At 63.1% G+C, this 23,584-nt stretch carries 23 protein-coding genes and 1 pseudogene; 7 read left to right on the top strand and 17 right to left on the bottom strand.

What is annotated here, in order from left to right; genetic code table 11:
• The first annotated feature begins 14 nt into the window (after window positions 1-14).
• Together Q7T10_RS03905 and alaS are read left to right on the top strand one after the other, a co-directional pair.
• Complete coding sequence (locus Q7T10_RS03905) at window positions 15-938, top strand: LysR family transcriptional regulator (protein ID WP_304746136.1); 924 nt, start codon at window positions 15-17, stop codon at window positions 936-938.
• Between the two features lie 25 nt (window positions 939-963).
• Window positions 964-3,603, top strand: a complete 2,640-nt coding sequence (gene alaS / locus Q7T10_RS03910) for an alanine--tRNA ligase (protein ID WP_304746138.1) — start codon at window positions 964-966, stop codon at window positions 3,601-3,603.
• A 78-nt stretch (window positions 3,604-3,681) separates the two neighbouring features.
• Here the strand turns inward: alaS and Q7T10_RS03915 are convergent, their stop codons facing one another.
• Window positions 3,682-4,242 (bottom strand): Rrf2 family transcriptional regulator, encoded by a 561-nt coding sequence (locus Q7T10_RS03915; RefSeq protein WP_304746140.1) that lies wholly within the window; start codon window positions 4,240-4,242, stop codon window positions 3,682-3,684.
• Window positions 4,243-4,351: 109 nt separating this feature from the next.
• Here Q7T10_RS03915 and Q7T10_RS03920 point away from each other — a divergent pair, with 109 nt between their 5' ends.
• Entirely contained in the window at window positions 4,352-5,557 is a 1,206-nt protein-coding gene (locus Q7T10_RS03920; protein ID WP_304746142.1) for an NnrS family protein, read from the top strand.
• 10 nt (window positions 5,558-5,567) lie between these two features.
• Here the strand turns inward: Q7T10_RS03920 and serA are convergent, their stop codons facing one another.
• Genes serA through sufB form a run of 7 tightly spaced genes read right to left on the bottom strand, consistent with a single transcriptional unit; the run spans window position 5,568 to window position 12,536 of the window.
• A complete protein-coding gene (gene serA, locus Q7T10_RS03925) occupies window positions 5,568-6,785 on the bottom strand; it encodes a phosphoglycerate dehydrogenase (RefSeq protein ID WP_304746144.1) in 1,218 nt (405 codons plus the stop codon).
• Between the two features lie 33 nt (window positions 6,786-6,818).
• The gene (sufT, locus tag Q7T10_RS03930) at window positions 6,819-7,364 is read right to left on the bottom strand and encodes a putative Fe-S cluster assembly protein SufT (RefSeq protein WP_304746179.1); all 546 of its coding nucleotides are present in this window, start codon (window positions 7,362-7,364) and stop codon (window positions 6,819-6,821) included.
• Window positions 7,361-7,822, bottom strand: coding sequence for a Fe-S cluster assembly sulfur transfer protein SufU (gene sufU / locus Q7T10_RS03935; RefSeq protein ID WP_304746146.1), 462 nt, complete (start codon window positions 7,820-7,822; stop codon window positions 7,361-7,363). Before sufU ends, sufT begins: the two co-directional genes overlap by 4 nt.
• Window positions 7,819-9,081, bottom strand: a complete 1,263-nt coding sequence (locus Q7T10_RS03940) for an aminotransferase class V-fold PLP-dependent enzyme (protein WP_370653725.1) — start codon at window positions 9,079-9,081, stop codon at window positions 7,819-7,821. Before Q7T10_RS03940 ends, sufU begins: the two co-directional genes overlap by 4 nt.
• Window positions 9,078-10,286 (bottom strand): SufD family Fe-S cluster assembly protein, encoded by a 1,209-nt coding sequence (locus Q7T10_RS03945; RefSeq protein ID WP_304746148.1) that lies wholly within the window; start codon window positions 10,284-10,286, stop codon window positions 9,078-9,080. The genes Q7T10_RS03940 and Q7T10_RS03945 overlap by 4 nt, the downstream gene beginning before the upstream one ends.
• Window position 10,287: 1 nt before the next feature.
• A complete protein-coding gene (gene sufC / locus Q7T10_RS03950) occupies window positions 10,288-11,058 on the bottom strand; it encodes a Fe-S cluster assembly ATPase SufC (protein WP_304746150.1) in 771 nt (256 codons plus the stop codon).
• Between the two features lie 23 nt (window positions 11,059-11,081).
• Window positions 11,082-12,536: a Fe-S cluster assembly protein SufB gene (gene sufB / locus Q7T10_RS03955; RefSeq protein ID WP_304746152.1), complete on the bottom strand. Its 1,455-nt coding sequence runs from the start codon at window positions 12,534-12,536 to the stop codon at window positions 11,082-11,084.
• A 215-nt stretch (window positions 12,537-12,751) separates the two neighbouring features.
• On the opposite strand from sufB, the gene Q7T10_RS03960 reads away from it, so the two are divergent.
• The gene (locus Q7T10_RS03960) at window positions 12,752-13,123 is read left to right on the top strand and encodes a SirB2 family protein (RefSeq protein ID WP_304746154.1); all 372 of its coding nucleotides are present in this window, start codon (window positions 12,752-12,754) and stop codon (window positions 13,121-13,123) included.
• A 6-nt stretch (window positions 13,124-13,129) separates the two neighbouring features.
• Here the strand turns inward: Q7T10_RS03960 and Q7T10_RS03965 are convergent, their stop codons facing one another.
• The 3 genes and pseudogenes from Q7T10_RS03965 to Q7T10_RS03975 form a co-directional block, all read right to left on the bottom strand.
• On the bottom strand, window positions 13,130-13,738 hold the full coding sequence (locus tag Q7T10_RS03965) for a hypothetical protein (protein ID WP_304746156.1): 609 nt from the start codon (window positions 13,736-13,738) through the stop codon (window positions 13,130-13,132).
• Between the two features lie 8 nt (window positions 13,739-13,746).
• Window positions 13,747-14,007 carry a DUF2249 domain-containing protein gene (locus Q7T10_RS03970; protein ID WP_304746158.1) on the bottom strand — a complete coding sequence of 87 codons (261 nt, stop codon included), beginning with the start codon at window positions 14,005-14,007 and terminating at the stop codon, window positions 13,747-13,749.
• Between the two features lie 186 nt (window positions 14,008-14,193).
• Window positions 14,194-14,481 (bottom strand): annotated as a pseudogene (locus Q7T10_RS03975) (2,4-dienoyl-CoA reductase); the annotation flags it as partial.
• A 73-nt stretch (window positions 14,482-14,554) separates the two neighbouring features.
• Here Q7T10_RS03975 and Q7T10_RS03980 point away from each other — a divergent pair.
• Window positions 14,555-14,827, top strand: coding sequence for a hypothetical protein (locus tag Q7T10_RS03980; protein WP_304746160.1), 273 nt, complete (start codon window positions 14,555-14,557; stop codon window positions 14,825-14,827).
• A gap of 116 nt (window positions 14,828-14,943) precedes the next feature.
• Here the strand turns inward: Q7T10_RS03980 and Q7T10_RS03985 are convergent, their stop codons facing one another.
• The 6 genes from Q7T10_RS03985 to Q7T10_RS04010 form a co-directional block, all read right to left on the bottom strand.
• A complete protein-coding gene (locus Q7T10_RS03985; protein ID WP_304746162.1) occupies window positions 14,944-16,173 on the bottom strand; it encodes a CaiB/BaiF CoA-transferase family protein in 1,230 nt (409 codons plus the stop codon).
• A 20-nt stretch (window positions 16,174-16,193) separates the two neighbouring features.
• On the bottom strand, window positions 16,194-16,970 hold the full coding sequence (locus tag Q7T10_RS03990) for an enoyl-CoA hydratase/isomerase family protein (RefSeq protein ID WP_304746165.1): 777 nt from the start codon (window positions 16,968-16,970) through the stop codon (window positions 16,194-16,196).
• 31 nt (window positions 16,971-17,001) lie between these two features.
• Window positions 17,002-18,288: a TRAP transporter large permease gene (locus Q7T10_RS03995; protein ID WP_304746167.1), complete on the bottom strand. Its 1,287-nt coding sequence runs from the start codon at window positions 18,286-18,288 to the stop codon at window positions 17,002-17,004.
• 16 nt (window positions 18,289-18,304) lie between these two features.
• Window positions 18,305-18,853, bottom strand: coding sequence for a TRAP transporter small permease (locus Q7T10_RS04000; RefSeq protein WP_304746169.1), 549 nt, complete (start codon window positions 18,851-18,853; stop codon window positions 18,305-18,307).
• Window positions 18,854-18,868: 15 nt separating this feature from the next.
• Window positions 18,869-19,891, bottom strand: a complete 1,023-nt coding sequence (locus Q7T10_RS04005; protein WP_304746171.1) for a TRAP transporter substrate-binding protein — start codon at window positions 19,889-19,891, stop codon at window positions 18,869-18,871.
• Between the two features lie 76 nt (window positions 19,892-19,967).
• Window positions 19,968-21,197, bottom strand: a complete 1,230-nt coding sequence (locus Q7T10_RS04010; RefSeq protein WP_304746173.1) for an alanine--glyoxylate aminotransferase family protein — start codon at window positions 21,195-21,197, stop codon at window positions 19,968-19,970.
• 114 nt (window positions 21,198-21,311) lie between these two features.
• On the opposite strand from Q7T10_RS04010, the gene Q7T10_RS04015 reads away from it, so the two are divergent.
• Window positions 21,312-22,019 (top strand): GntR family transcriptional regulator, encoded by a 708-nt coding sequence (locus tag Q7T10_RS04015; protein WP_304746175.1) that lies wholly within the window; start codon window positions 21,312-21,314, stop codon window positions 22,017-22,019.
• Window positions 22,020-22,054: 35 nt separating this feature from the next.
• Window positions 22,055-23,584 (top strand): FAD-binding oxidoreductase (locus tag Q7T10_RS04020; RefSeq protein WP_304746183.1); only part of this gene is annotated, 1,530 nt, incomplete at its 3' end.

Below are 23,584 nucleotides of genomic sequence, written 5' to 3' on the forward strand. Positions count from 1 at the left end.
ACCGTTTTCCGGCCATGCAACGCCAAATCACGCTCAAGCAGTTCCGTTATTTCCTCGCCGTCTCCGAAACGGCCTCTGTGGCGGCGGCCGCGCGCATGATCAATATCGCCCAGTCAGCGGTGACCAAGAGTGTTCAGGAACTGGAGGAGTCGCTGGGGGTGCGTCTGTTTGAGCGTACTTCCAGAGGAATGGTGCTGACGCAGGAAGGGCATCGATTTCAGGCGAGTGCGCACAAAGTGATCGCTGCGGTGGCAGAAGCAGGGCAGTTGTCGCGCGGCCGGCTTGAAACCCTGAGCGGCAACCTGACCATCGGCGTGACCAGCCTGGTTGCCGGCTACTACCTGGCTGATCTTTTCGCGCGCTTTCAACGTTCGCACCCTTCGGTCAATGTTTCGGTAGTGGAGGATTCCCCCCAGTTTCTGGAGCATCTGCTGATCAACGGCGAGGTTGATCTGGCGATCATGGTCTCCAATGCGCTGGGTGATCCACAGGCGCTTGTGGTGGAGGAGTTGACCAGTTCCCCCAACCGGGTCTGGCTGGCCTCCAGTCACCCGCTGGCCGAGCGTCCGGAGTTGACTCTGGCGGAGTGTGCAGCGCATCCCCTCGTTGTCCTGGAGGCGGATCGCGTGGAGAGCGTGCTCAGTGCGGTGTGGTCGCGGCATGGCATGCACCCGCAGGTGATGATGCGCACGTCGTCGCTGGAAGCGGTTCGATCCCTGGTCGGCATTGGCGCGGGCATCACCGTCTTGCCTGATTTCCTGTATCGCCCCTGGACGCTGGATGCCGATCACATTGAAGTACGCACTCTGCGCGAGGCTGTGCCCAGTATCGATGTCGGCCTGGTGTGGCGGCGCGGTTCCCGCAGTCGCCCGGTCGTGACCGAATTCATTGAGCTTGCAAAGGAACAGTCCCGCAGCAGTCGCAATCGCAATCGCTAGCTTTGCGAAATCTATAATTGAGCGCATGAGCTCATCCACCACTGCCGTCCCCACCGTCACCGTCGCCGATATCCGCAAGATATTCCTTGATTTCTTCGAGTCCAAGGGCCACACCGTGGTCCCTTCCAGCCCGCTGGTGCCTGGCAACGACCCGACGCTGATGTTTACCAACTCGGGCATGGTGCAGTTCAAGGATGTGTTCCTCGGCACCGACAAACGATCTTACGTGCGCGCGGCCTCCGTGCAGGCCTGCCTGCGGGCGGGTGGCAAGCACAATGACCTGGAGAATGTGGGCTACACGGCGCGCCACCACACTTTCTTCGAGATGCTGGGCAACTGGAGCTTTGGTGACTACTTCAAGCGCGACTCGCTCAAATGGGGCTGGGAGCTGCTGACCCAGGTCTACGGACTTCCCGCAGAGAAACTGCTGGTCACGGTCTACATCGACGATCAGGAGGCGTACGACATCTGGACGAAGGAGATTGGCCTGCCCGAAGACCGCGTGATCCGTATCGGCGACAACAAGGGCAAGAAGTACGCTTCCGACAATTTCTGGATGATGGCCGACACCGGCCCCTGCGGCCCCTGTTCGGAGATTTTTTACGACCACGGCGCCCACATTCCTGGCGGCCCCCCGGGCAGCCCCGGCGAAGATGGCGACCGCTTCATCGAAATCTGGAACCACGTCTTCATGCAGTTCGACATGCAGCCCGACGGCAGCCTGGTCAAACTGCCTGCACCGTGCGTGGACACCGGCATGGGCCTGGAGCGGCTGGCGGCGATTTTGCAGCATGTGCACAGCAACTACGAAATCGATATTTTTGACGCGCTGATCAAGGCTGCGGCGCGCGAGACCGGTTGTGCCGATCTGGGCAACAAGAGTCTGCGCGTGATTGCCGACCACATCCGCGCCACGGCGTTTCTGGTGAGCGACGGTGTGATCCCCTCCAATGAAGGACGTGGTTATGTGCAGCGCCGCATCATCCGCCGTGCCATTCGCCACGGCTACAAGCTGGACAAGAAAACCCCGTTTTTTCACAAACTGGTGCCCGATCTGGTGGCCCTGATGGGCGAGGCTTACCCCAAGCTCAAGTCGGAAGAGCAACGCATCGTTGCCGTGCTGAACGCCGAAGAAGAGCGTTTCTTTGAGACGCTGGAAAACGGCATGCAGATTCTGGACGCCGCGCTCGAAGGCGACGTCAACGTGTTGCCTGGTGAAGTGGCCTTCAAGCTGCATGACACTTTTGGTTTTCCACTGGATCTGTCGGCCGATGTTTGCCGCGAACGTGGCCTCAGTGTGGACGAGGCGGGCTTCCACGCCGCCATGGAAAAGCAGAAGGCCCAGGGCCGTGCTGCGGGCAAATTCAAGATGGACCGCGCACTGGAGTATGTGGGCGATAGCAATGACTTCGTCGGCTATGACAGTCTGACGCAAGCTGCAAAAGTTGTAGCGCTCTACGTTGATGGAACGCCGGCTACCGAGCTAAAAGCCGGCCAGAACGGGGTTGTGGTGCTGGATGCCACGCCGTTCTACAGCGAGAGCGGCGGGCAGGTGGGCGACGAGGGCGCCATCTTCTGCGACAACGCCATGTTTGAAGTCGGCGATACGCAAAAAATCAAGGCCGATGTGTTTGGCCACCATGGAACGCTGAAGACCGGAGCGCTCAAGGTGGGCGATGCGGTGACGGCTCATGTCGACGCGGCGCGGCGTGCCGCCACCGAGCGCAACCACAGCGTGACCCATTTGATGCACAAGACCCTGCGCGAAGTGCTGGGTGAGCATGTGCAGCAAAAGGGCAGCCTGGTGAATGCCGAGCGCACCCGCTTTGACTTTGCCCACAACGCCCCGGTGACCGACCTGCAGATTCGCGAGATTGAGGCCCGCGTCAATGCCGAAATTCTGACGAACGCCGAGACGCAGGCCCGCGTGATGGACATCGAGTCGGCCCAGGCGACCGGCGCCATGATGCTGTTCGGCGAAAAATACGGCGAGACGGTGCGTGTGCTCGACATTGGCGCCAGCCGGGAACTGTGCGGTGGCACCCATGTTGCCCGCACCGGAGACATCGGCCTGTTCAAGGTGGTGGCGGAAAGCGGTGTCGCTTCCGGCGTGCGCCGTATCGAGGCCGTCACCGGCCAGAATGCGCTGACCTATCTGCAGGATCTGGAAGACACGGTGACCAAAGCTGCCGACACCCTCAAGGCGCCGGTGGTGGAGATCAATGAGCGCATTGCTCAGGTGCTGGATCACGCCCGCGCACTCGAGAAGGAAATCGCCGCGCTCAAGGGCAAACTGGCGTCCGCGCAGGGCGATGAACTGGTGAGTCAGGCGGTCGAAGTGAATGGTGTCAAGGTGTTGGTCGCCATGCTCGAAGGGGCCGACACCAAGACCCTGCGCGACACGATGGACAAGCTAAAGGACAAGCTCAAGACCGCCGTGATCGTGCTGGCGGCGGTAGAGGGCGACAAGGTGCAGATCGCGGCCGGCGTCACCTCGAACAGCGTGGGCAAAGTCAAGGCCGGTGAACTGGTCAACTTCGTGGCCGCCCAAGTCGGTGGCAAAGGCGGGGGCAAGCCGGACATGGCCATGGCGGGCGGCACCGAACCGGCGAATCTGCCCGCGGCACTGGGCAGTGTGCTGGCGTGGGTGACGGCCAAGCTGTAGAATGCTATTAAAAGTGTAGCTGCTTGCGCTTATGCTACGTGGCCTGCAGCCTGTTTACTCATAAATAAGAAGCTGACTCTATGCGCCCGCACGTGGTGTGCGACGCAACGCCTTGACCGAAACCGCCTGTTTTGCAGGCGGCTTTTTTTTGGGCGGCAATTCAATCGACACCGATCGGGTGATGTCGCTCATCGGCACGATGCGGACTCTGCGGCTGTCCAGTCGCAGGCTTTCGGGCACGGCAGGGGCGATGTCGGCCAGCGTCACCTTGTCCAGTTCCGCAAAATAGCTTTGCAGCGCGGTCCTGAAAACCTGCTTCAACTGGCAGTGGGCGGTGAGGGTGCAAGAGTTGTGGTTGGCGTCAAAACACTCCACCAGCCGGAAATCTGTTTCGGTCTGACGCACGACATCGCCGATCCGGATGTCGGATGCCGGTTTCAGCAGTCGCAGGCCGCCGCCGCGCCCGCGCGTGGTCTGGAGCAAACCCTGGCGCGCCAGATCATTGACGATCTTCATCAGGTGGTTCTTGGAGACGGCGTGGCTTTCGGCCAGTTCGGCGATGGTGACCGAACGCTCGGGATGCATGGCGCAGAACATCAAGACCCGCAGGGTGTAGTCGGTGTAGTCCGTTAGTCTCATCAGTGCCCCTTGAGGTGTATGTCTCCCGTTATTTTATGTCACACGAGATTTAAGATGTATGTAAAATGCATTTAAACGTAAATCCTGACGCCTATGTCGTCCCGCCGCCATGAAACCAGATTCGCTACCCATTTTTGAGCAGGTCAAAGCCGCCGCCCAGGTGCCCAAAGGCATTCCCTTGTTGCGACTGGGGTTCCGGCCCTTCTATATTGGCGGCGCGCTGTTTGCCGCACTGGTGGTTCCCTTGTGGGCAGCCATCTTCCTCGGTTCGGTGCAGCTGGCACCGAACGCGTCGCCCTTGCTGTGGCATGCCCATGAGATGCTGTTTGGCTTTGCGGTAGCCATCATCGTGGGTTTTCTGATGACGGCCGGCAAGGCCTGGACCGGGCTGGCCACGCCGCGCGGCCCTGCGCTGGGTGCGCTGGCCCTGTTGTGGCTGGCGGCGCGCGTGGCTTCGGTGGTGGGTCCTTACGCGCTGTACGCCGTGCTGGACATGGCGCTGTTGCCACTGGTGGCCGCCGTTCTTGTCAACATCCTGCTGCGTTCGCGCAATCACCGCAATCTGCCGCTGGCGCTGATTCTGGCGCTGCTGGCGTCAGCCAACCTGGCCTTTCATCTGGCGGTGATGGGGGTGCTGCAGGTGCCTGCCATCACGCCCCTGTATGCCGGCCTGGCGCTGATCGTGATGATTGAGTCTGTGATGGCCGGGCGCGTCATTCCCGCGTTCACCATGGCCGTGACGCCGGGCTTGAGGCTGGTTGCCGTGGTCTGGATCGAGCGCGTCACGCTGGGCGCCACCGCACTTGGCCTGGCGCTGTGGGTGTTCGCGCCTGCAAGTATTGTCGGCCTGGTGGTGCTGGCGCTGGCCAGTGCTCTGCACGTTAGGCGTTTGCTGCGCTGGCAGCCGGCCGTCACCTTGAAGCGTCCGATTTTGTGGATTCTGCATGCGTCCTATGCCTGGATTCCGGTCGGGCTGGCGTTGCTGGCACTGGCGCAAACCGGCCTGGTTCCTGTGTCTTCCGGCGTGCATGCGCTGGCGGCCGGCGCCACGGGCGGCCTCATCATCGGCATGATCACCCGCACCGCACGCGGTCATACCGGCAGGCCTTTGATGGCTTCGAAGGCGGAAGTGCTGGCCTACGCGCTGGTGATGAGTGCCGCCGTGCTGCGCGTGCTGCTGCCCCTGGTGGCCCCGTCCTCGTATGGGTACGCCCTGGTGGGCGCCGCTGCCGCCTGGAGCGCGGCGTTTGTGATCTATCTCTGGATGTTCACGCCCTGGCTGATGAGCACGCGGCTGGACGGCAAGGACGGCTGAGAACCGTTTCTCAGCCGTTGGAGGACAGCGCTGAGAACACCCGCAACGTGCCCTCAATGGCTTCCAGGCAGGCGAGGGTGTTTGCATCCATCGCGGCGCTGACGTCGATGACCGCCACGCCAAAGCCTCCCTGTGTTTCCAGATGCAGCAGCGACACGTTGAGGCCCGCCGAACTGAGCGCACTGTTGACATGCGCCATGACCCCGGGGCGATCACGATGGATATGCACCAGCCGCGTCGGCGCGCGCAGCGAACCCACAGAGAGTTCGGGCAAGTTGACGCTCCCATGGATGGCGCCCAGCATCAGGTAGTCGCGCAGCTTTTCGGACACTTCAACACCCAGATTGCGCTGCGCCTCCACGGTGGAGCCTCCCACGTGTGGCGTGAGAATCACTTTGTCGAAAGCCCGCAGCGGCGACTCGAAGACCTCAGTCGCTGAAGCCGGTTCGCGCGGGAACACGTCCAGCGCCGCACCACGCAGGCGCGGCCCGGCCAGCGCCTCGACCAGGGAGTCAATGTCCACGGCATGGCCGCGCGCCAGGTTGATCAGCACGGCGCCATCCTTCATCTGGGCCAGGCGCTGCGCATCGATGAGATTTTTGGTGCGTGCGGTCTGCGGCACATGCAGGGTCACCACATCGGCTTCACCCAGCAGGGCTTCCAGGGTTCCTGCCGGAGTGGCATTGCCCAGGGGCAGGCGCGCCTCAATGTCGAAATAGATGACCCGCATGCCAATGGCCTCGGCCAGCAGCCCGGTCTGGGTGCCGATCTTGCCGTAGCCCACGATGCCCAGCGTCTTGCCGCGCACTTCGTTGGCGCCCTTGGCATCTTTCATCCAGACGCCACGGCGGGCCGCGGCATGGCGCTCCGGCACGCGGCGCAGCAGGTGGATGGCGTGGCCAATGACCAGCTCGGCCACCGAACGTGTGTTGGAGAACGGACCGTTGAACACCGCAATGCCCATCTCGGACGCCGCGACCAGGTCAATGTTGTTGGTGCCGGTGCAATAGGCGCCGACCGCGCGCAGCCTGGGGGCTTGCGCCAGTACCTCGCGCGTGAGGGGGGTGCGTGAGCGCAGGCCCAGCACCTGCACGCCGGCCAGCAGGGTGTGCAACTCGCTGACGGAGGGCGCATGCTTGAGCCGCACGATGTTGGCACCGGGGATGCCCTGCAAGATGGGCGTGGCGCTGGTGTGAACGTCTTCAAGCAGCAGTATGTTGGGGTTCATGGAGTTCCTGATAGTCAAGGGATGGTTAAAGTTTCACAGGCCGAGCATCAGCTCGGCTTCTTCCGACATCATGGTGCGGTCCCACGGTGGATCGAACACGATCTCTATGTCAACCTGACCGACGTGCGGCAGGGCTTCGAGTTTGTCCTGCACCTCCTGCGCAATGCCTTCGCCCATGCCGCAACCGGGGGCCGTCACGGTCATCTTGAGAGAGACGCGGAAACGCTCCTCATCCATAGGCAGGACGTCGCACACGTAGACCAACCCCAGCGCGACGATGTCTACGGGTATCTCCGGGTCGTAGCAGGTTTTCAGGGTTTGCCAGACCAGGCCTTTCAAATCCTCTGGGCTGACATTGTCGGGGATGACCAGCGGTGCGGGCGGCTCCTTGCCCAGCGCGTCAGCATCGACACCCGCAATGCGCAGCAGGTAGCCTTCCACATAGACGGTAAAGGACGAACCCAGTGCCTGGGTGATCTGGGCCCGCGTGCCGGCGGGCAGCTCGATCACCGTGCCGTCCGGGATCGACTCGGCGCGCACGGGGCGGCGGATCACAACGGTTTCGCGCTGGCGGCTCATGATGTGGCGTGCTCCTGTGTGGGGCTGGTCGTCAGCGGTGTTTGCAGCGCGTGCCCCAGCGCGTGCCAGCCGAGCAGGGCGCATTTGATGCGGCTGGGAAAGCGCGCTACCCCGGCCAGGCTGATGAGCTTGCCCAGGTAGGCTTCCTCCGGCGCTTCGGCGCCAGTCAGGACGGCGCGAAAGTGCTGCTGCAGTTGTTGCGCCGCCTGTACCTCGGCGCCCTTGATCGCTTCGGTCATCATCGAGGTCGATGCCATGCAGATCGCGCAGCCCTGGCCTTTGAAGCGCACATCGACAATCCGGTCCTGTTCGATCTGCAGCGCCACGCTGATCTGGTCGCCGCATTGCGGGTTGGTGCCTTCGGCGCGATGGGTTGGCGCTGCCAGGACGCCGAAGTTGCGCGGTGCCCGTTTGTGTTCCAGCACGATGTCCTGGTACAGGTCAAGATCGGCACTCATCGCAGTACCCCGATCGCGTGGCTGACGCCCGCCAGCAGGCGATCCACCTCGTCGTGTGTGTTGTACACCGCGAAAGAGGCGCGCGTGGTGGGGCCCAAACCCAGATGTTCCAGCAGCGGCTGGGCGCAATGGTGACCGGTACGCACCGCAATGCCGCGCGCGTCCAGCAGCGTGCCGATGTCGTGCGGGTGGGCGCCATCGACCACGAACGAGACGATGGCGCTGCTCTTGGCATGGGGTGACAGCACGGTGACGCCTTCGATCTGGCGCAGGCCGGTCACGGCGTGTTGGCGCAAGGCCGCGAGATGCGCCTCGATGGCAGCGTGTCCAATGGCCTCAATGTAGGTCGCGGCGGCGGCCATGCCCACAGCGCCGCTGACATTGGGGGTGCCCCCTTCCAGTCGGGCCGGCAGTTCAGCAAACACCGCGTCGGTGTAGCTGACGGATTGCACCATGTCGCCACCAAAACGCAAAGGGGTCAATCGCTCCAGTGAGCTGCGCTTGCCCACCAGTGCACCCATGCCCATGGGGCCGTACATCTTATGGGCCGAGAAGGCCATGAAGTCGCAGGCCAGCGTGTGCAGATTCAAGGCACTGTGGCCGACCGCTTGGGCTGCATCCAGCACGGTTAGCGCACCCGCTTGTGCCGCCAGGTCCAGCAGCGCCTCATAGGGTGGGCGTTCGCCGCTGGCATTGGAGCAGGCCGTCAGCGCAAACACCCGGGTGCGCGGCGAGAGCAGGCGCGCAAGCGCGTTCACGTCGAGCTGGCCGTTCGCGTCCGGCAGCAGGATGCGCAGTGTGGCGCCCGTGCGGCGTGCCGCCTGTTGCCAGGGCACCAGGTTGGCATGGTGTTCCAGACCGCTGACGATGATGTCGTCCCCCGGGCCGATGACGGCCGGTCCGACAAGCGCTTGTGACAAGCCGTGCGCCACCATGTTGAGCGCATCCGTTGTGCCGGAGGTGAACACCAGCTCATAGGCCTCAGTGGCGCCGACAAAGCGTTTGACGTCCGCACGCGCGCGCTCGAACGCATCGGTGGCGCGCTGGCTTAAAGTGTGCACGCCCCGGTGAATGTTGGCGCGGTCATGCGTCTCAAACTCGCGTATCGCGTTGAGCACTGGCAGGGGCATGTGCGTGGTGGCCGCGTTGTCCAAGTAGGCGAGCGGCTGGCCATGGATGCGCTGCGCCAGAATTGGAAACTGCGCGGCGGCCGAAGCGCCCGTGCCAGCGATGTCGAGCAGGGGCTGGCGCATGTTCATGGTTGCACCTTCTGCAAATGCTGGCGGGTCATGCGCGCCAGCAGTTCATCAAGTTTCATGGTGTGCAGGATCTCGGGCTTGTCCAGTGTGCGCTCCAGCACTGCCGTTTGCAGGCCTTCCAGAATCAGGGCCAGTGCGCCGGCTTCATCGAGGCCGCGCTGGCGGGCATAGAACAGTGCTTCCTCGGGCAGCGCGCCAAAGGTAGCGCCGTGGGCTGCCTGTACCTGGTCATGGTGGATTTCCATGTGCGGGCGCAGTACCACTCTGGGCTGGCCGCTGGTAGGAATGGCGCTCAGGTGCTGGCGCACGGCGGCCTCGTCGGCGCCGGGCGCGATGAGGGTGTGGGCATTGAGCACCGCATGGGCCCGGCCGCTGGCCAGCAGCAGCGACTCCACGGCGCTGTGGCTGTGCGCAGCGGTGTGCGACAGCGCCACCTGGTGATCCAGTGTGGCCTTGGCCACCAGCAGGGCCGCGCCGATGCGGGCCTGGCTGCGCGGCTGGTTCAGATCCACTTGGGTGCGCTGCAGATGGTAGGCGCTGCCCGAGGCCAGCAACACCTGGTCGTAGTGGGCATCCTCTGCCAGCTCGACGTGTATCTGGTGCGCCAGCCGCTCGTCAGGCGCGGGGTTGACGGCGCGCAGATGTTCCAGGTGCGCCCCCCGGCCGAGCTTGATGTGCATCTGCAGGTTTTGTATGCCACCGGCGCGGGTCGTGTCAAAGTCATGTTGCTCCAGCAGCACGCAGTGCACACCAGGGGCGACGTCGATCACCAGCAGGGGCGCATCAAAGAGGGTCGGCGCCTGGATGCGCAGTACCAGCTGGATGGTTTGCTTCGACGGCTGCCGGTCTGCACCCTGCTCGCCGATGCGCATGCGCAACCCGCGCTGGCAGGTGGCGCGGTGGACCCAGCCAAAGTGCGCCGCATCGCACTCATCGGGCCAGGGCACGCCTTTGAACAGGGCAGTGCGCTGCTCAGGATCGGCCGGGTCAAGGTAGTGCGCTTGAAACTGGTCTTGCCGGGTCGACTCCCATGCCTGCACAGTCCAGCCGTCTGTTGGCAAACGCGCTGCGGATGCGTCGGGCAGCCAGACCGCCAGTGCGGGCGGTGGCAGATGACGAAAGTTCTCGGCTCTGGCTTTGATCCAGCCATGGCCGGCAAGGCGCTGGCGGGCTTCGGTGGCGTCGGGGCAGGGCGTGTTGTTCATCTCACACCTCGGTGGTTTCGGGCTTGCGGGCAAAGCCGGTACGCGCAATTTCTTGCGCCAGCGCCAGGGTGCCAGTCTCGGCAATGCGGCCCTGGTCCAGGCGCAACACGGCGTCGGGCATCAGCGACTCGATCAGTTGCAGGTAGTGCGACACCACCACAAACGCTGTTCCCTGTGCGCGCATGCCTTGCACCAGCTTGACCACTGCGCGCACGCCGTCCACGTCCATCCCCGAGTCGATCTCATCGAGCAGGGCCAGACGCGGCTTGAGCAGGGCGAGTTGCAGCAGTTCGTTGCGCTTGCGTTCACCGCCCGAAAAGCCCTCATTCACGGGGCGGCTCAGCAGCTTGGCGTCCAGCCCCAGCTCGCTGGCCAAGGCGCGTGCATCTTTCAGGAAATCAAAAGCGTCCAGTGGCGTTTCGCCATGCGATTCGCGAATGGCGTTGAGCGCGCTGCGCATGAACAATCCGTTTTTCACACCAGGGATGTCCGGTGGTGATTGCAGGGATACAAACAGGCCGGCGCGGGCGCGTTGCTCCGGTTTGAGGGCCAGCAAATCCTGCCCGTTGAACTGCGCGCTGCCGCTCGTGACGCGGTAGCGCGGGTGCCCGGCCAGCGTCAAACCCAGCGTGCTTTTGCCGCTGCCGTTGGCGCCCATCAGCACCACCAGCGAGCCCGGCTGGATGTCCAGCGTAATGCCGTCCAGAACAGTGCGTTCGCCCACTTCAACCCGCAGGTCGCGCACGCTGAGCAGAGGTGATGTGTTGGTCATGATGTTTCCTTCTGATTGGTATGTCATCCGATTGCCCCTTCGAGCGAGACGGCCAGCAGCGCCTTGGCCTCCACCGCAAATTCCATGGGAAGTTCTTCGAGCACCGCCTGGCAGAAGCCACCCACAATCAAAGCCGCTGCCTCTTGCGGCTCCAGCCCGCGTTGCTGGCAGTAAAACAGTCGCTCCTCCGAGATGCGCGTCGTGGTGGCTTCATGCTCCACCACGGCATCACTGCGGGCCGCGTCCACATAAGGGTAGGTGTGCGCGCCGCAGTTCGGGCCAATCAGCAGGGAGTCGCACTGGCTGTGGTTTCCGGCGTTGGCGGCAGTCGGTGCCACATGCACCAGGCCCCGGTAGCTGTTGTGCGCGTGCCCGGCGCTGATGCCCTTGGAGACGATGCGGCTCTTGGTGTTGCGCCCCAGATGAATCATCTTGGTACCGGTGTCGGCCTGCTGAAAGTTGTTGGCGACCGCGATCGAATGAAACTCGCCGCTGGAGTCATCACCGCGCAGCACCACGCTGGGGTATTTCCAGGTGATGGCCGAGCCCGTTTCCACCTGCGTCCAGGCAATGTGTGAGCGCCGGCCCGCACACAGGCCGCGCTTGGTGACGAAGTTGTAAACGCCGCCGCGCCCGTGCTCGTCGCCCGGATACCAGTTTTGCACGGTGGAGTACTTGATGTGGGCATCATCGTGTGCCACCAGCTCGACCACCGCCGCATGCAACTGATTTTCGTCGCGCTGCGGCGCGGTGCAACCTTCGAGGTAGCTCACGTGGCTGCCTTCTTCCGCAATGATCAAGGTGCGCTCGAACTGTCCGGTGTTGCGCGCGTTGATGCGAAAGTAGGACGACAACTCCATCGGGCAGCGCACGCCCTTGGGGATATAGACAAACGAGCCGTCCGAGAACACCGCGGAATTGAGTGCAGCGTAGAAGTTGTCACCCATGGGCACCACCGTGCCCAGATAGCGTTCGATCAATTCGGGGTGGTGTTCCACGGCATGCGAGAAGGAGCAGAAGATGACGCCGACCTCGGCCAGTTGTTCACGAAACGTGGTGCCCACTGACACCGAGTCGAACACGGCATCGACCGCCACACCCGCCAGTCGCGCGCGCTCGTGCAGGGGCACGTTGAGCTTTTCGTAGGTCTCCAGTAGTTTGGGGTCGACTTCGGCCAGGCTCTTGGGTCCGTCTTTGAGCGACTTGGGCGCCGAGTAGTAGCACAGGGCCTGGAAGTCCACCGGGTTCATGCGCAGTTTGGTCCAGTTCGGCGGTGCCAGGGTGAGCCAGTGGGCATAGGCTTTCAGGCGCCATTGCAGCAGGAAGTCGGGCTCGCGCTTGCGGCGCGAAATTTCGCGCACGGTCTGCTCGTCAAGACCGGGTGGCAATGCGTCTGTTTCGATGTCGGTGACGAAGCCGTGCCGGTAGGGTCCGTCCAGGACCTGGCTCAGGGGTTTGGCTTGGTCGGTGCGTGTCATGGCGTGCCTTCGTGAAATTGCGATCCGGTCTGAAATCCGTTTTCTAATAGATGCATAGTGTATGCATCTTTAATTGTAGAATCAAGGCATGAGTTTTTTGGCCGCGCCGGGTTTGTGGACTTTGGACTCCGGTGCCGGGGCGATTCAGGGTTATCGCAGCGCTGCTTGTGTACGATGAGGCGCAGCCCAAACGGAGAATACTGTTGGAATATGTCTTGTTGAAACACCTGCATGTGACTTGCGTGGTGATCAGTGTCAGCCTGTTTGTCTTGCGCGGCACGCTGGAGCTGATGGCGCGGCCGTGGCGGCAGTGGCGGTTGCTGCGCGTGGCGCCGCACATCGTCGACACCGTGCTGCTGACTTCTGCGCTGTGGCTGGCCTGGAGCATCGGGCAGTACCCGTTTGTGCATGGCTGGCTCACGGCCAAGGTGCTGGCCTTGTTCGCCTACATTCTGCTCGGCATGCGCGCGCTGGGCAAGAACACGCCACAGAGTCAGCGTTTGCCGTACTTTGCAGCGGCGTTGTCGAGTGTGGCCTATATCGTGGGCGTGGCGCTGACCCGCTCGCCCAGTTGGGGTCTGCTGTAGACGGGCTCAGGCCGGCCGGATTTTAAACACCGCATCGTCCCAGGCGTGATCGAGCAGGATGCTTCTTACGCGCGCCTGCCAGAGTTGGCCGAACGCGGTGCGTTGCTCGTCTGTGGCCTGCCCCGAGAGGCACAGCTGCATCAATCGCATGGTCTGGGGGTCGCCAGGGACGCTGTGTGCGCGGCCTTGCGCCAGCACCGCCTGCCCGGTGTCGGTGCGGGTGAAGCGCAGCTCGGTCTCAATGTCGGCATCGAACTGCAGCAAACCACGGCGCACAAACTGGCCGCCCAGGCCCGCAAAGCCACCACCGCTGGCGGCCCCGGTGAGCAAGCCCAGCACACTGGCTGTGACGCCGGTGGTGCCGGCTTCCAGCGGGTCTCGCAGGCTGACCTGAATGTTCCCGCGCACGGGCATCTCGTCGCCATACAAAGCCTTCACGGCGCGCACGCACAGCCAGTAGGCCTGCGCGACGGTGGGGCAGGAATGCCCGGCCAGTCGCACTGCGTCCGCATAGCCATAGCTCAACAGGCCGCCAGTGGCTGAGCCGAGCAATTCGGCCAGCGGGTCGCGCAGCGTGATGCGCGGCACCTGATCGAAGAAATCAGGGTAGGGCATGGATTGACCTAAAGGCGGGCGAAGTCGATGACGATGGCGCCGGGCTCGCGTTGCATGTACTCAATGGACACGGCGTTGCCGTAGCGGGCGGTGAGTTGGTGCAGCAGGGGAATGGGGTCGTGGTCGTTGCAGAAGCGCATGGTCTCGCCAGGCTGCAAGGAATCGAGCGCGCCGAAAATGGCGGCATGACGAAAGCGCTTGGCGACGCCGCGTGCATCAAACGGGTAAATGGCTTCAGGGGTGACGTGGCCGGTGGCGCAGGAACTCATGGCAATCCTTACGAAATTAAAAGATGCATTGTATGTGAATCTTAAAATCCGCAGCCACCATGCACGTCAATCCTTGAAGTCCGCCGGGCGCTTGGCCATGTTGGCCGACATCGCTTCCTGCAGGTCCCGGCTCATCAACATGGCCGCGTTCCAGGTGGCAATGGTGGGAATGCGCGCCTCGTGTCAGCCCACACCGGTATTGATGATGGTCGCTCCGGCGGCCTCGATGGCTTGGGCCAGCTGCACCACTTCGTCCAGCGTGGAGTCGCCTTCGACCAGGTCCAGCATGGACAGGCGGTAGATGATGATGAAGTTTTTACCCACGCGCTCGCGCGTGCGGCGCACGATCTCGACCGGGAAACGGATGCGGTTCTCATGGCTTCCGCCCTATTCGTCGTCACGCTGGTTGGTCTGTACGGCAATAAATTCGTTGAGCAGATAGCCCTCCGAGCCCATGATCTCCACACCGTCATAAAAGCGCACGTATCGCGTGCTACCGCTGGGACGTCAGGAGTTGCTGCGCTGGGTGGCTGAGCCATCGGCCCCCATGGACCTGCGCGCCGATGCGGCGATCGGACCGTTGGGACTGGAGGCCGAACTGCAACGGCGCATCCCCTTGCATGAAGCTAAGTTGCAGACCTACCGCGAGATCGAGCAACGCGACTTCCCGCCGGGACTGCCGCTCTCACGTGAGGCGCGGATTCGCCACATGATTCTGAAAAAGGCATTCTTTACGAGGAAGGCTCAATTCAGTGGTCGCGGCAGATGCTGGAAGTGCTACGAATGTTATAGCTACCTGCGCATATTTGGCGAGGGCTGAGCGGCTAAATGGTTCGCAATCTGGCGGGCGTTACGGATGGCCGCGCTTTGCTCGCAATGACTGCGGCCTTGGCGCAATGCAAACCATTGCGCCAGCCAGCGCACGCTGACGAGCGCTTACGCGGGCAAACGCGCTGCTTCCTCGACTACCCCCTGCACCACAAATGCATCAATTTCGGTGTCGCTGTAACGGTATTGCCTGAGCAGCTCGCGCGTGTGTTCGCCCAGCATCGGTGCCGGGCGGGTGATCTGCGTGGGCGTGCGCGAAAAATGAATCGGGCAGCCGATCGCCTTGGTGGGGCCGGCCTGCGGATGCACCAGATCGACCACCATCCCGCGGGCCAGGGTTTGCGGATGAGTCAGGGCCTCGCCAATGCTGTGTACCGGGCCGGCGGGTACACCGGCGGAGTCAAAGGCGGCGGTCCAGTCAGCCCGGCTTCGGGTGGTCAGGACGGCATTCATCGCCGCAGTCAGGCTGTCGAGGTTGGCCATGCGGTTGGTGTTGGTGGCATAACGCGGGTCATCGCGCCATTCCGGATGGCCGAGTACATCGGCGATACGTTCCCAGTTGGACTGGTTGGCACCGCCGATATTGATCCAGCCGTCGCTGGTCTGGAACGCCTGGTAGGGCGCGGTCAGCAAATGGGCCGATCCGGCGGGGCCCGGCGATTGGCCGGTGGCAAAGTACACCGCGGCATGCCAACTGGTCTGTTGCAGGGCCGCATCCATCAGCGACGTGTCCACGATCTGGCCCTGCCCGGTCTTCAGCTTGTGCACATAGGCCGCGGTGATGCCCAGCGCCGCCAGCACACCGGCATTCATGTCGGAGACCGGGTTGCCGCTCTTCACGGGTGGGCCGCCCGGCTCGCCGGTCACCGACATCAGACCCGCAAAACCCTGGGCAATCAGGTCAAAGCCACCCTTGTCGGCGTACGGGCCGCTGCGTCCATAGCCGGAGATGGCGCAGTAAATCAGGCCGGGGTTGGCTTGCGACAAGACCTCGTAACCCAGTCCGAGTTTCTCCAGTGTGCCGCCGCGGAAGTTCTCCAGCAGGACGTCGGCCTCTTCCAGCATGCGCAAGAGGATCGCGCGTCCCTGCGCGAGCTTGAGGTTGAGCGCGATGCCGCGCTTGTTGCGGTTCATGATCATGAACGGCGCCGACACCTGGTTGACACGCGGCTCACGGTAGGCGCGCGAGTCGTCGCCGCCTGGCAGCTTTTCGACCTTGATGACGTCGGCGCCCATGTCGGCCAGCATGATGCTGCAGGTCGGGCCCGCCATGATCTGGCTCAGGTCAATCACACGCATGCCGGTCAAGGGGCCCGGGTGTCCGGTAGAACTCTTCATTTCAATTTCCTGTGAGATGGTCAAGCACCGGTCCAGACCGGGCTTCTCTTGGCGACGAAAGCCGCCACCCCTTCGCGGAAGTCGTGGCTGCCGTAGGCGCGCCGGATCAGGTCTTCGCCCTGCGGCAAGTCCTGCGCCACCAGACGTCTCAGCCCTTCCTTGGCCACCGCCTGCGTGACAGGCGCGAGCGCGGTCAGGCGTTCGCACAAACGGGCGGCGGCGGTGTCAAGCTCTGCCGGCTCACAAACCTGGCTCAGAAAGCCGCAGGCCAGGGCCTCATCGGCGTTCAGGATGTCAGCCAACATCAGCATGCGCTTGACGCGCGGGGCGCCAAACACCGCCACCAGACGCGCCATGTTGGCGATCGACAGGCAGTTGCCCAGCGTTCTGGCAATCGGTATGCCAAAGCGCGAGGCGGGTGTGGCGATCCGGAAGTCGCAGGTCGTGGCGATCGCCAGCCCGCCGCCGATGGCCCAGCCTTCGATCACCGCGACGGTCGGCATCGGCAGCGCTTCAAGCAGGCCAATGCAGTGGTCAATCTGGCGTTCGTAGGCCACGCCGTCGTCCCCGCTGTGAAAAGCCCTGAACTGTTCAATGTCGGTCCCTGCGACGAAAGCCTCGCCGCCCGCGCCGCGGAAGGTCACCACCCGCACGGTCTTGTCAGCCTGCAATTGAGAGCAGATAGTGATCAGCTGTTCATACATGGCCCAGGTCATGGCATTGCGGGCCTGCGGACGGTCAAACACCACCGAGGCCAGGCCGGCTGCTATGTTCAGACGAACGGCGCCTTCAATCATGGTTCAAACCTTTCTTGTCTTAGCGCCATGCTTACCTGTAGAACAGTTCGACCAGGCCCATGCCGGTGGCCGGAACGTAAGTCACGAGCATCAGCACCGCGAACAGCACCCCGATGAACCAGATGTTGACCTTGCTCACATCCCATACCGAGGCCTTGGCAATCGAGCTGGCCACCATCAGCACACTCGCCACCGGCGGCGTCTGCTGGCCGATGCCCAGGTTGATCGTCACGATCAGGCCGAAATGCACCGGATCAATGCCGACCGACCGGACCAGCGGCATCACGATCGGGATCACCAGGATGATCGCCGCCGCCGAATGCAGGAACATGCCGAGGAACAGAAACAGCACATTGAGCAGCGCCAGCACCACCCACTTGTTGGAGGTGAAATCCGACACGGCCTTGGCCAGCGCCTGCGGCGCCTGCACTTCGGTCAGGTAGGTGCCCAGCAGCGCGCTGGTGGCCACCAGCAGCATCACCACGGCGGTCTGCACGCCGCCTTCCATCACGGCTGCCCGCAAGTGCTTGAGATCGAGTTCGCGGTAAACCACCAGGCCGATGAACAGGGCTGCAATGACGGCCAGCGCCGCGCCTTCGGTGGCGGTGACAACGCCGCCAAAAATGCCGCCCAGGATGATGATGGGCAAGGCAAAGGCCCAGAGTGCTTCACGCCCGGTTTTGGCCACCCGCTTGATGGAAAACGCATCCTCGCGCGGCAGGTTGTAACGCCGCGCCAGAAAACTGGCCATGCCCATCAGGCCGACGGCCCCGATCAGTCCCGGCACCACGCCGGCGACAAACATCTGTACCACCGAGGTTTCCGCCATCACGGCGTACAAAATCATGGGGATCGACGGCGGAATGATCACTGCCAGCGTGGCGGACGAGGACATCACGGCCGCGGCGAAGGGCCCTGGGTAGCCTTTGTCCTTCATGCCCGGGATCAGGATGGAGCCGAGCGCCGCCACATCGGCCACGGCCGAGCCGGAAATCTCGGCAAAGAACAGCGACGCCCCGATGGACACATGCGACAGGCCGCCGCGTACCCAGCCGAACAGAGAGGAGGCAAAGGCGACCAGCCGCTGGGAAATACCCGAGGCGTTCATGATGGCGCCGGCCAGAATGAACAAGGGAATAGCCAGCAGCGGGAAATTGGTTGCGCCGTTGTAGACGACCAGCGCCACATTGGGCAGCGAATCGAGGCCATGGCTCGCCAGCATGGCGATCACGGCCACGATGCCCAGTGACACGGCGATCGGGATGTTGAGCAGCACCAGCGCCAGCACAGCGCCGAACAAAAGCAGCATGATGGTCATGTTTTTCCTTGGGGGTTCAGTGCAGGCCGTCGGAGAGGGCCGCGCCAGCACGCGCACTCTCGGTGGCTTGGGGACGGATCAGATCGATCAGAAACATGACCTCAGCAATCAGGATCAGCACCGAGGTGATCGGGATGACGGACTGCACCACGTTCATCGGAATCCAGGGCAGGCTCACCAGTGCGTCGCCAGCCAGCGCGGGCATGATCGTCAGACCGACCCAGCCCAGCAAGGCGAAGAACAGGATCACCGCCATCTGGCCGACGATGCTGACCGCCCGCTTGACCGCGGGCGGGAACTGGTCGACCACCTCGGGGCAGCCGATGTGCGCTCGTTTGACTGAGGCGAGCGCCGAGCCATAAAACGTGAGCCAGGCCAGCAGCACGGAGGCGACCTCGTCATACCAGACCAGTGAATGCCCGACCATCCGGAACACAATGCCCAGCGTCACCTCCACCGCCAGCGCAACCATCAGGAACATCACCACCCATTCGAGCAGCAGGCCATAACGGTCCCGGAAGCGGTGCATCGCGCTGCCGGGACCTCGTGTCGAAGTAGTTTGCATATGAAAACTACGCCCTTATTTGCCGAGCGCGACGGCCTTGTCGATCAGGGGCTTGGCGCCCGCGACATCCTTGCCGAATTCTTCATAGATCGCCTTGCTGGCGGCGATGAAGGCGTCCTTGTCGACTTCGTTGACCTGAATGCCGCTCTGCTTCAATTTGGCCAGCAGATCGGTATCGTCCTTGGCGGCGGTGGCATGGACAAAGGCCTGCGTTTCGCGGGCCGTGTCTTCCAGCACCTTGCGCACATCGGCCGGCAAGGTGTTGTAGCGGCGCGAGCCAACCGTCAGGTACGCCGGCGTGTACACATGGCCGGACAGGGAGAGAAACTTCTGCACTTCATGCAGTTTGGCCGAGTAGATTTGGGTAAACGGATTTTCCTGTCCGTCCATCACACCGGTCTGCAGCGCGGTGAACAGCTCAGAGAATTTCATCGGGCTCGGGTTGGCGCCGTAGTCCTGGAACATCTTCACGCGCCATTTGCCCTCAGGCACGCGCAGCTTGATGCCCTTCAGGTCATCCGGTCCCTTGATCGGTTTCTTGTTGTTGGTGATGTGGCGGTAGCCGTTTTCCCACACGGCCAGCACTTTCAACCCTTTTTTCTCGGTCTCCGGCGCAATGCTGGGCCAGAACACGTCCTTCTCGATGCGGATCATGTGCGCCCGATCCTTGACGATGTAGGGCATCTCGAAAATGCCGAACAGGTCCACTTCGGAGGTCATCACGGTCGACGGCACGGCCATGTCGATAGTGCCGAGCTTGAGCTTCTGGATCATTTCCTTGTCACCGCCGAGCTGGCTGGAGCCGTACACCACCACCTTGGCTTTGCCGGCCAGTTTGGCGTTCACGCGCTTGGCGTATTCATCGGCACTGAGCTGAAACAGGGAGCCCGGTTCGCCGACGTGGCCGAGCTTGATCTCGACCTGCGCCTGGGCGGCCCCCTGCAAGGCCAGCGCCGCCGTCGCTGCGATCAGGGAGGTGCTGCTGATCAGGCGGAGTCTGGCCGCGATGGCGGGCGCGGAAAATTTGAACGTTGTCATGATGTCTCCTTTTAATAATGTCCGTGGCTTGCTACAGACCACACGACCGGACAGCGTGTGGCGGGTGAGTGGTTGTTCAGGCGGCTTTCTGCAGCGGCAGGGAAACCGGATGACTCGCAAAGTGGTCCATCGCGGCCAGCACGCCCGAGCCGGCCAATCGGACGCCCGCCAGCTTGAGGCCCATCTCGCAGCCGCTCAGGGCCGCCATCAGCGTCAGGTCATTACAGTCACCGAGGTGGCCGATGCGGAACATGCGGCCTTTGATCTTGCCCAGGCCGGTGCCCAGCGAGCAGTCGAAGCGCTCATAGATGATCTTGCGCACGGCATCGGCGTCCACGCCCTCGGGCGTCATCACGCCGGTGAGGATGGGGGAATAGACGGACGGGTCGGCGCACTGGATCTCCAGGCCCCAGGCCTTGACCGCAGAGCGCACGCCCTCGGCCCAGCGCTGGTGCCGCGCGAACACCGCCGCCAGTCCCCCATGGGCGGGGTCCAGCAGCATGTCGCAGGCCTCGCTCAAGGCATAGAGCAGGTTGGTGTTGGGGGTCGAGGGCCAGTAGCCTGTTTTGTTCATCTCGATGATCTCGTCCCAGGCCCAGAAGGCCTTGGGCAGCCTGGCCGACTTGCTGGCTTCGATGGCCTTGGGCGAGAGCGCATTGAAACTGATGCCGGGCGGCAGCATCAGGCCCTTTTGCGAGCCGCTGATTGACACGTCCACTCCCCAGTCGTCATGCCGATAGTCGGCCGAGGCCAGACCGGAGATCGTGTCCACCAGCAGCAGGGCCGGGTGTTTGGCCGCATCAATGGCCTTGCGCACGGCGGCGATGTTGCTCGTCACACCCGTGGAGGTTTCGTTGTGCACCACGCACACCGCGCGGATCATGTGCTGCGTGTCGGCCTTGAGGCGTTCCTCGATCAAATTGGCCTGCACGCCCCGGCGCCAGCCGTCCAGACCGGGCAGGCCCAGCACTTCGGTCTTGAGTCCCAGGCGCAGCGCCAGTTTGTTCCAGAGCGCTGCAAAGTGACCGGTCTCGTACATCAGAACCTGGTCGCCGGGGCTCAATGTATTGACCAGCGCCGCTTCCCAGGCGCCCGTGCCAGAAGCCGGATAGATCATGACCGGATGCCGGGTCTTGAAGATTTGCTGGATGTCGGCCAGTACCTTGAGGCCCAGCGCCGCGAACTCCGGGCCGCGGTGGTCGATGGTGGGCAGGCTCATGGCCCGCAGGACGCGGTCCGGCACGGGAGAGGGACCGGGAATTTGCAGGAAGTGTCGTCCCGTCGGGTGAAAGTTGGTAGTCAGCATAAGAATGTATTTGTCAAAACGAAGTTCATTTTTTGCATACAAAATAGTTTTGTCAACGGTACTAAGCCTTAGAATTCAAAAATAGATCAATATTTTTGAATACAAAACGTCTCCATGACAGCCGAAATCATTTCCATGCCGCGTGCTGCACTGCACGAACAGGTGGCGCAGCGCCTGCGCCAGATGCTGGTGGAGGGTCACATTGCGCCCGGGGCCAAGCTCAACGAGCGCGAGCTGTCCGAGGAGCTCAAGGTCTCGCGCACCCCGTTGCGCGAGGCCATCAAGATGCTGGCGGCCGAAGGCCTGGTGGAATTGCTGCCCAATCGCGGCGCGATTGCGGTGGAGCTGTCCGAGGCCGACATCCTCAACACCTTCGAGGTCATGGCCGGGCTGGAAGGGCAATCCGGCGAACTGGCCGCGCAGCGCATCACCGAGAGCGAACTGGCCGAGATCCGGGCCATGCACTACGAGATGATGGCCGCCTACACCCGGCGTGACCTGTCGAACTACTACCGGCTCAATGCCGCGATCCACCGCGCCATCAATGCCGCTGCCCGCAATCCGGTGCTCACCGCCACCTACAACCAGGTCAATGCCCGGCTGCAGGCCCTGCGTTTTCGCTCCAATCAGGATGGCGAGAAATGGAAGCGCGCCATGCAGGAACACGAGCAAATGATCGAGGCGCTCAGCGCGCATGACCCGGTGGCCATGCGGGCTGTGCTGGTCGACCACCTGGGGCACAAGCGCGAAGTAGTGATCGAGCAACTGCGTGCGGCCGGTTCAGCCGCTGCGACTTCCAATTCATCATCTAGACCAAGCTGACACGTCCCATGAATGCACCCTTGCCCTTGAAAGTTATGCAACAGGCTGCCGCCCCCACCTATGAGTCCGTGTCCCGGGTCAGCAACGAGGTGGCCGGTCGGCTGGCGGCGCGTCTCGCCTCCGAGACCCGCGGTGAAGTGCTGTTCTCACCAAGTGACTGCGGCCGCTACGCCACCGATGCCTCGATCTACCAGGTCATGCCGGTGGGCGTGTTCGTGCCGCACGGTGCGGACGATGTGCAACTGGCGCTGGCCATCTGCCGCGATCTGGGCGTGCCGATCGTGGCACGCGGCGGCGGCACCAGCCAGTGCGGCCAGACCGTGGGCGCGGGGCTGGTGATCGACTACTCCAAGCACGTGCGCAGCATTCTGGCGGTCGACGTCGACAACCGTACGGCCACGGTCGAGCCCGGCCTGGTGCTGGACCACCTCAACGCCGCGTTGAAAAGACACGGCTTGTGGTACCCGGTGGATGTGTCCACCAGCGCGCAGGCCACGCTGGGCGGTATGGCGGGCAACAACTCCTGCGGCAGCCGCTCCATCGCCTACGGCAACATGGTGCACAACGTGCTGGGCGCGCAAGCCTGGCTGGCCGACGGCGGCCTGCTCGATTTCGGCCGTTACGACGCCAGCACCGGCCGCGTCAAACAGATTGGCGACTTCGTGCGCGAACTGGCGTTGGAACACCGCACCGAGATTGAGGCGCGCTGGCCCAAGGTGCTGCGCCGCGTGGCCGGCTACAACCTCGACATCTTTCACAACCAGAATGAAAAAGCGTACACCCCGGACGGCTCGGTCAATCTCGCGCACCTGCTGGTTGGCAGCGAAGGCACGCTGGCGCTGACGCGCTCGCTCACCCTGCGCCTGGGCGAGCTGCCGCGCGCCAAGGTGCTCGGCGTGGTTAATTTCCCCACCTTCTACCAGGCGATGGACGCAGCGCAGCACATCGTCAAGCTCGGCCACAATATGACGGGTGGCGCACTCACTGCCGTCGAGTTGGTGGATCGCACCATGATCGAGCTCTCGCTGCAGAACCCGGCGTTTGCGCCCACCATCCGCACTGCGCTGTCGCCAGCCATCAATGGCGGCAAGCCTGCGGCGGTACTGCTGGTGGAGTTCTCCGGCGCGTCCAAGGCTGAAATCGCGCCGAAGATCAAGCAGCTGGTTGAGCTGATGGGCGATTTGGGTCTGCCCGGCAGCGTGGTGGAGATGATCGACGACGTACCGCAGAAAAACCTGTGGGAAGTGCGCAAGGCCGGCCTCAACATCATGATGAGCCTCAAGGGCGACGGCAAGCCGGTGAGCTTTATCGAGGACTGTGCCGTGCCGCTGGCGCATCTGGCCGAGTACACCGACGGGCTGACTGAAGTGTTCCGCAAACATGGCAGCAGGGGCACCTGGTATGCCCATGCCTCGGTCGGCACGCTGCATGTGCGGCCGATCCTGGACATGCGCCAGGGTGGGCCGAATGGGGGCGCTGCCAAGATGCGCGCCATCGCGGAAGAAGCCAGCGAGCTGGTGCGCAAGTTCAAGGGCGCCTACAGTGGCGAGCACGGCGACGGCCTG

It is taken from the genome of Rhodoferax sp. (genome assembly GCF_030646845.1).
Classification (GTDB): Bacteria; Pseudomonadota; Gammaproteobacteria; order Burkholderiales; family Burkholderiaceae_C; genus Rhodoferax.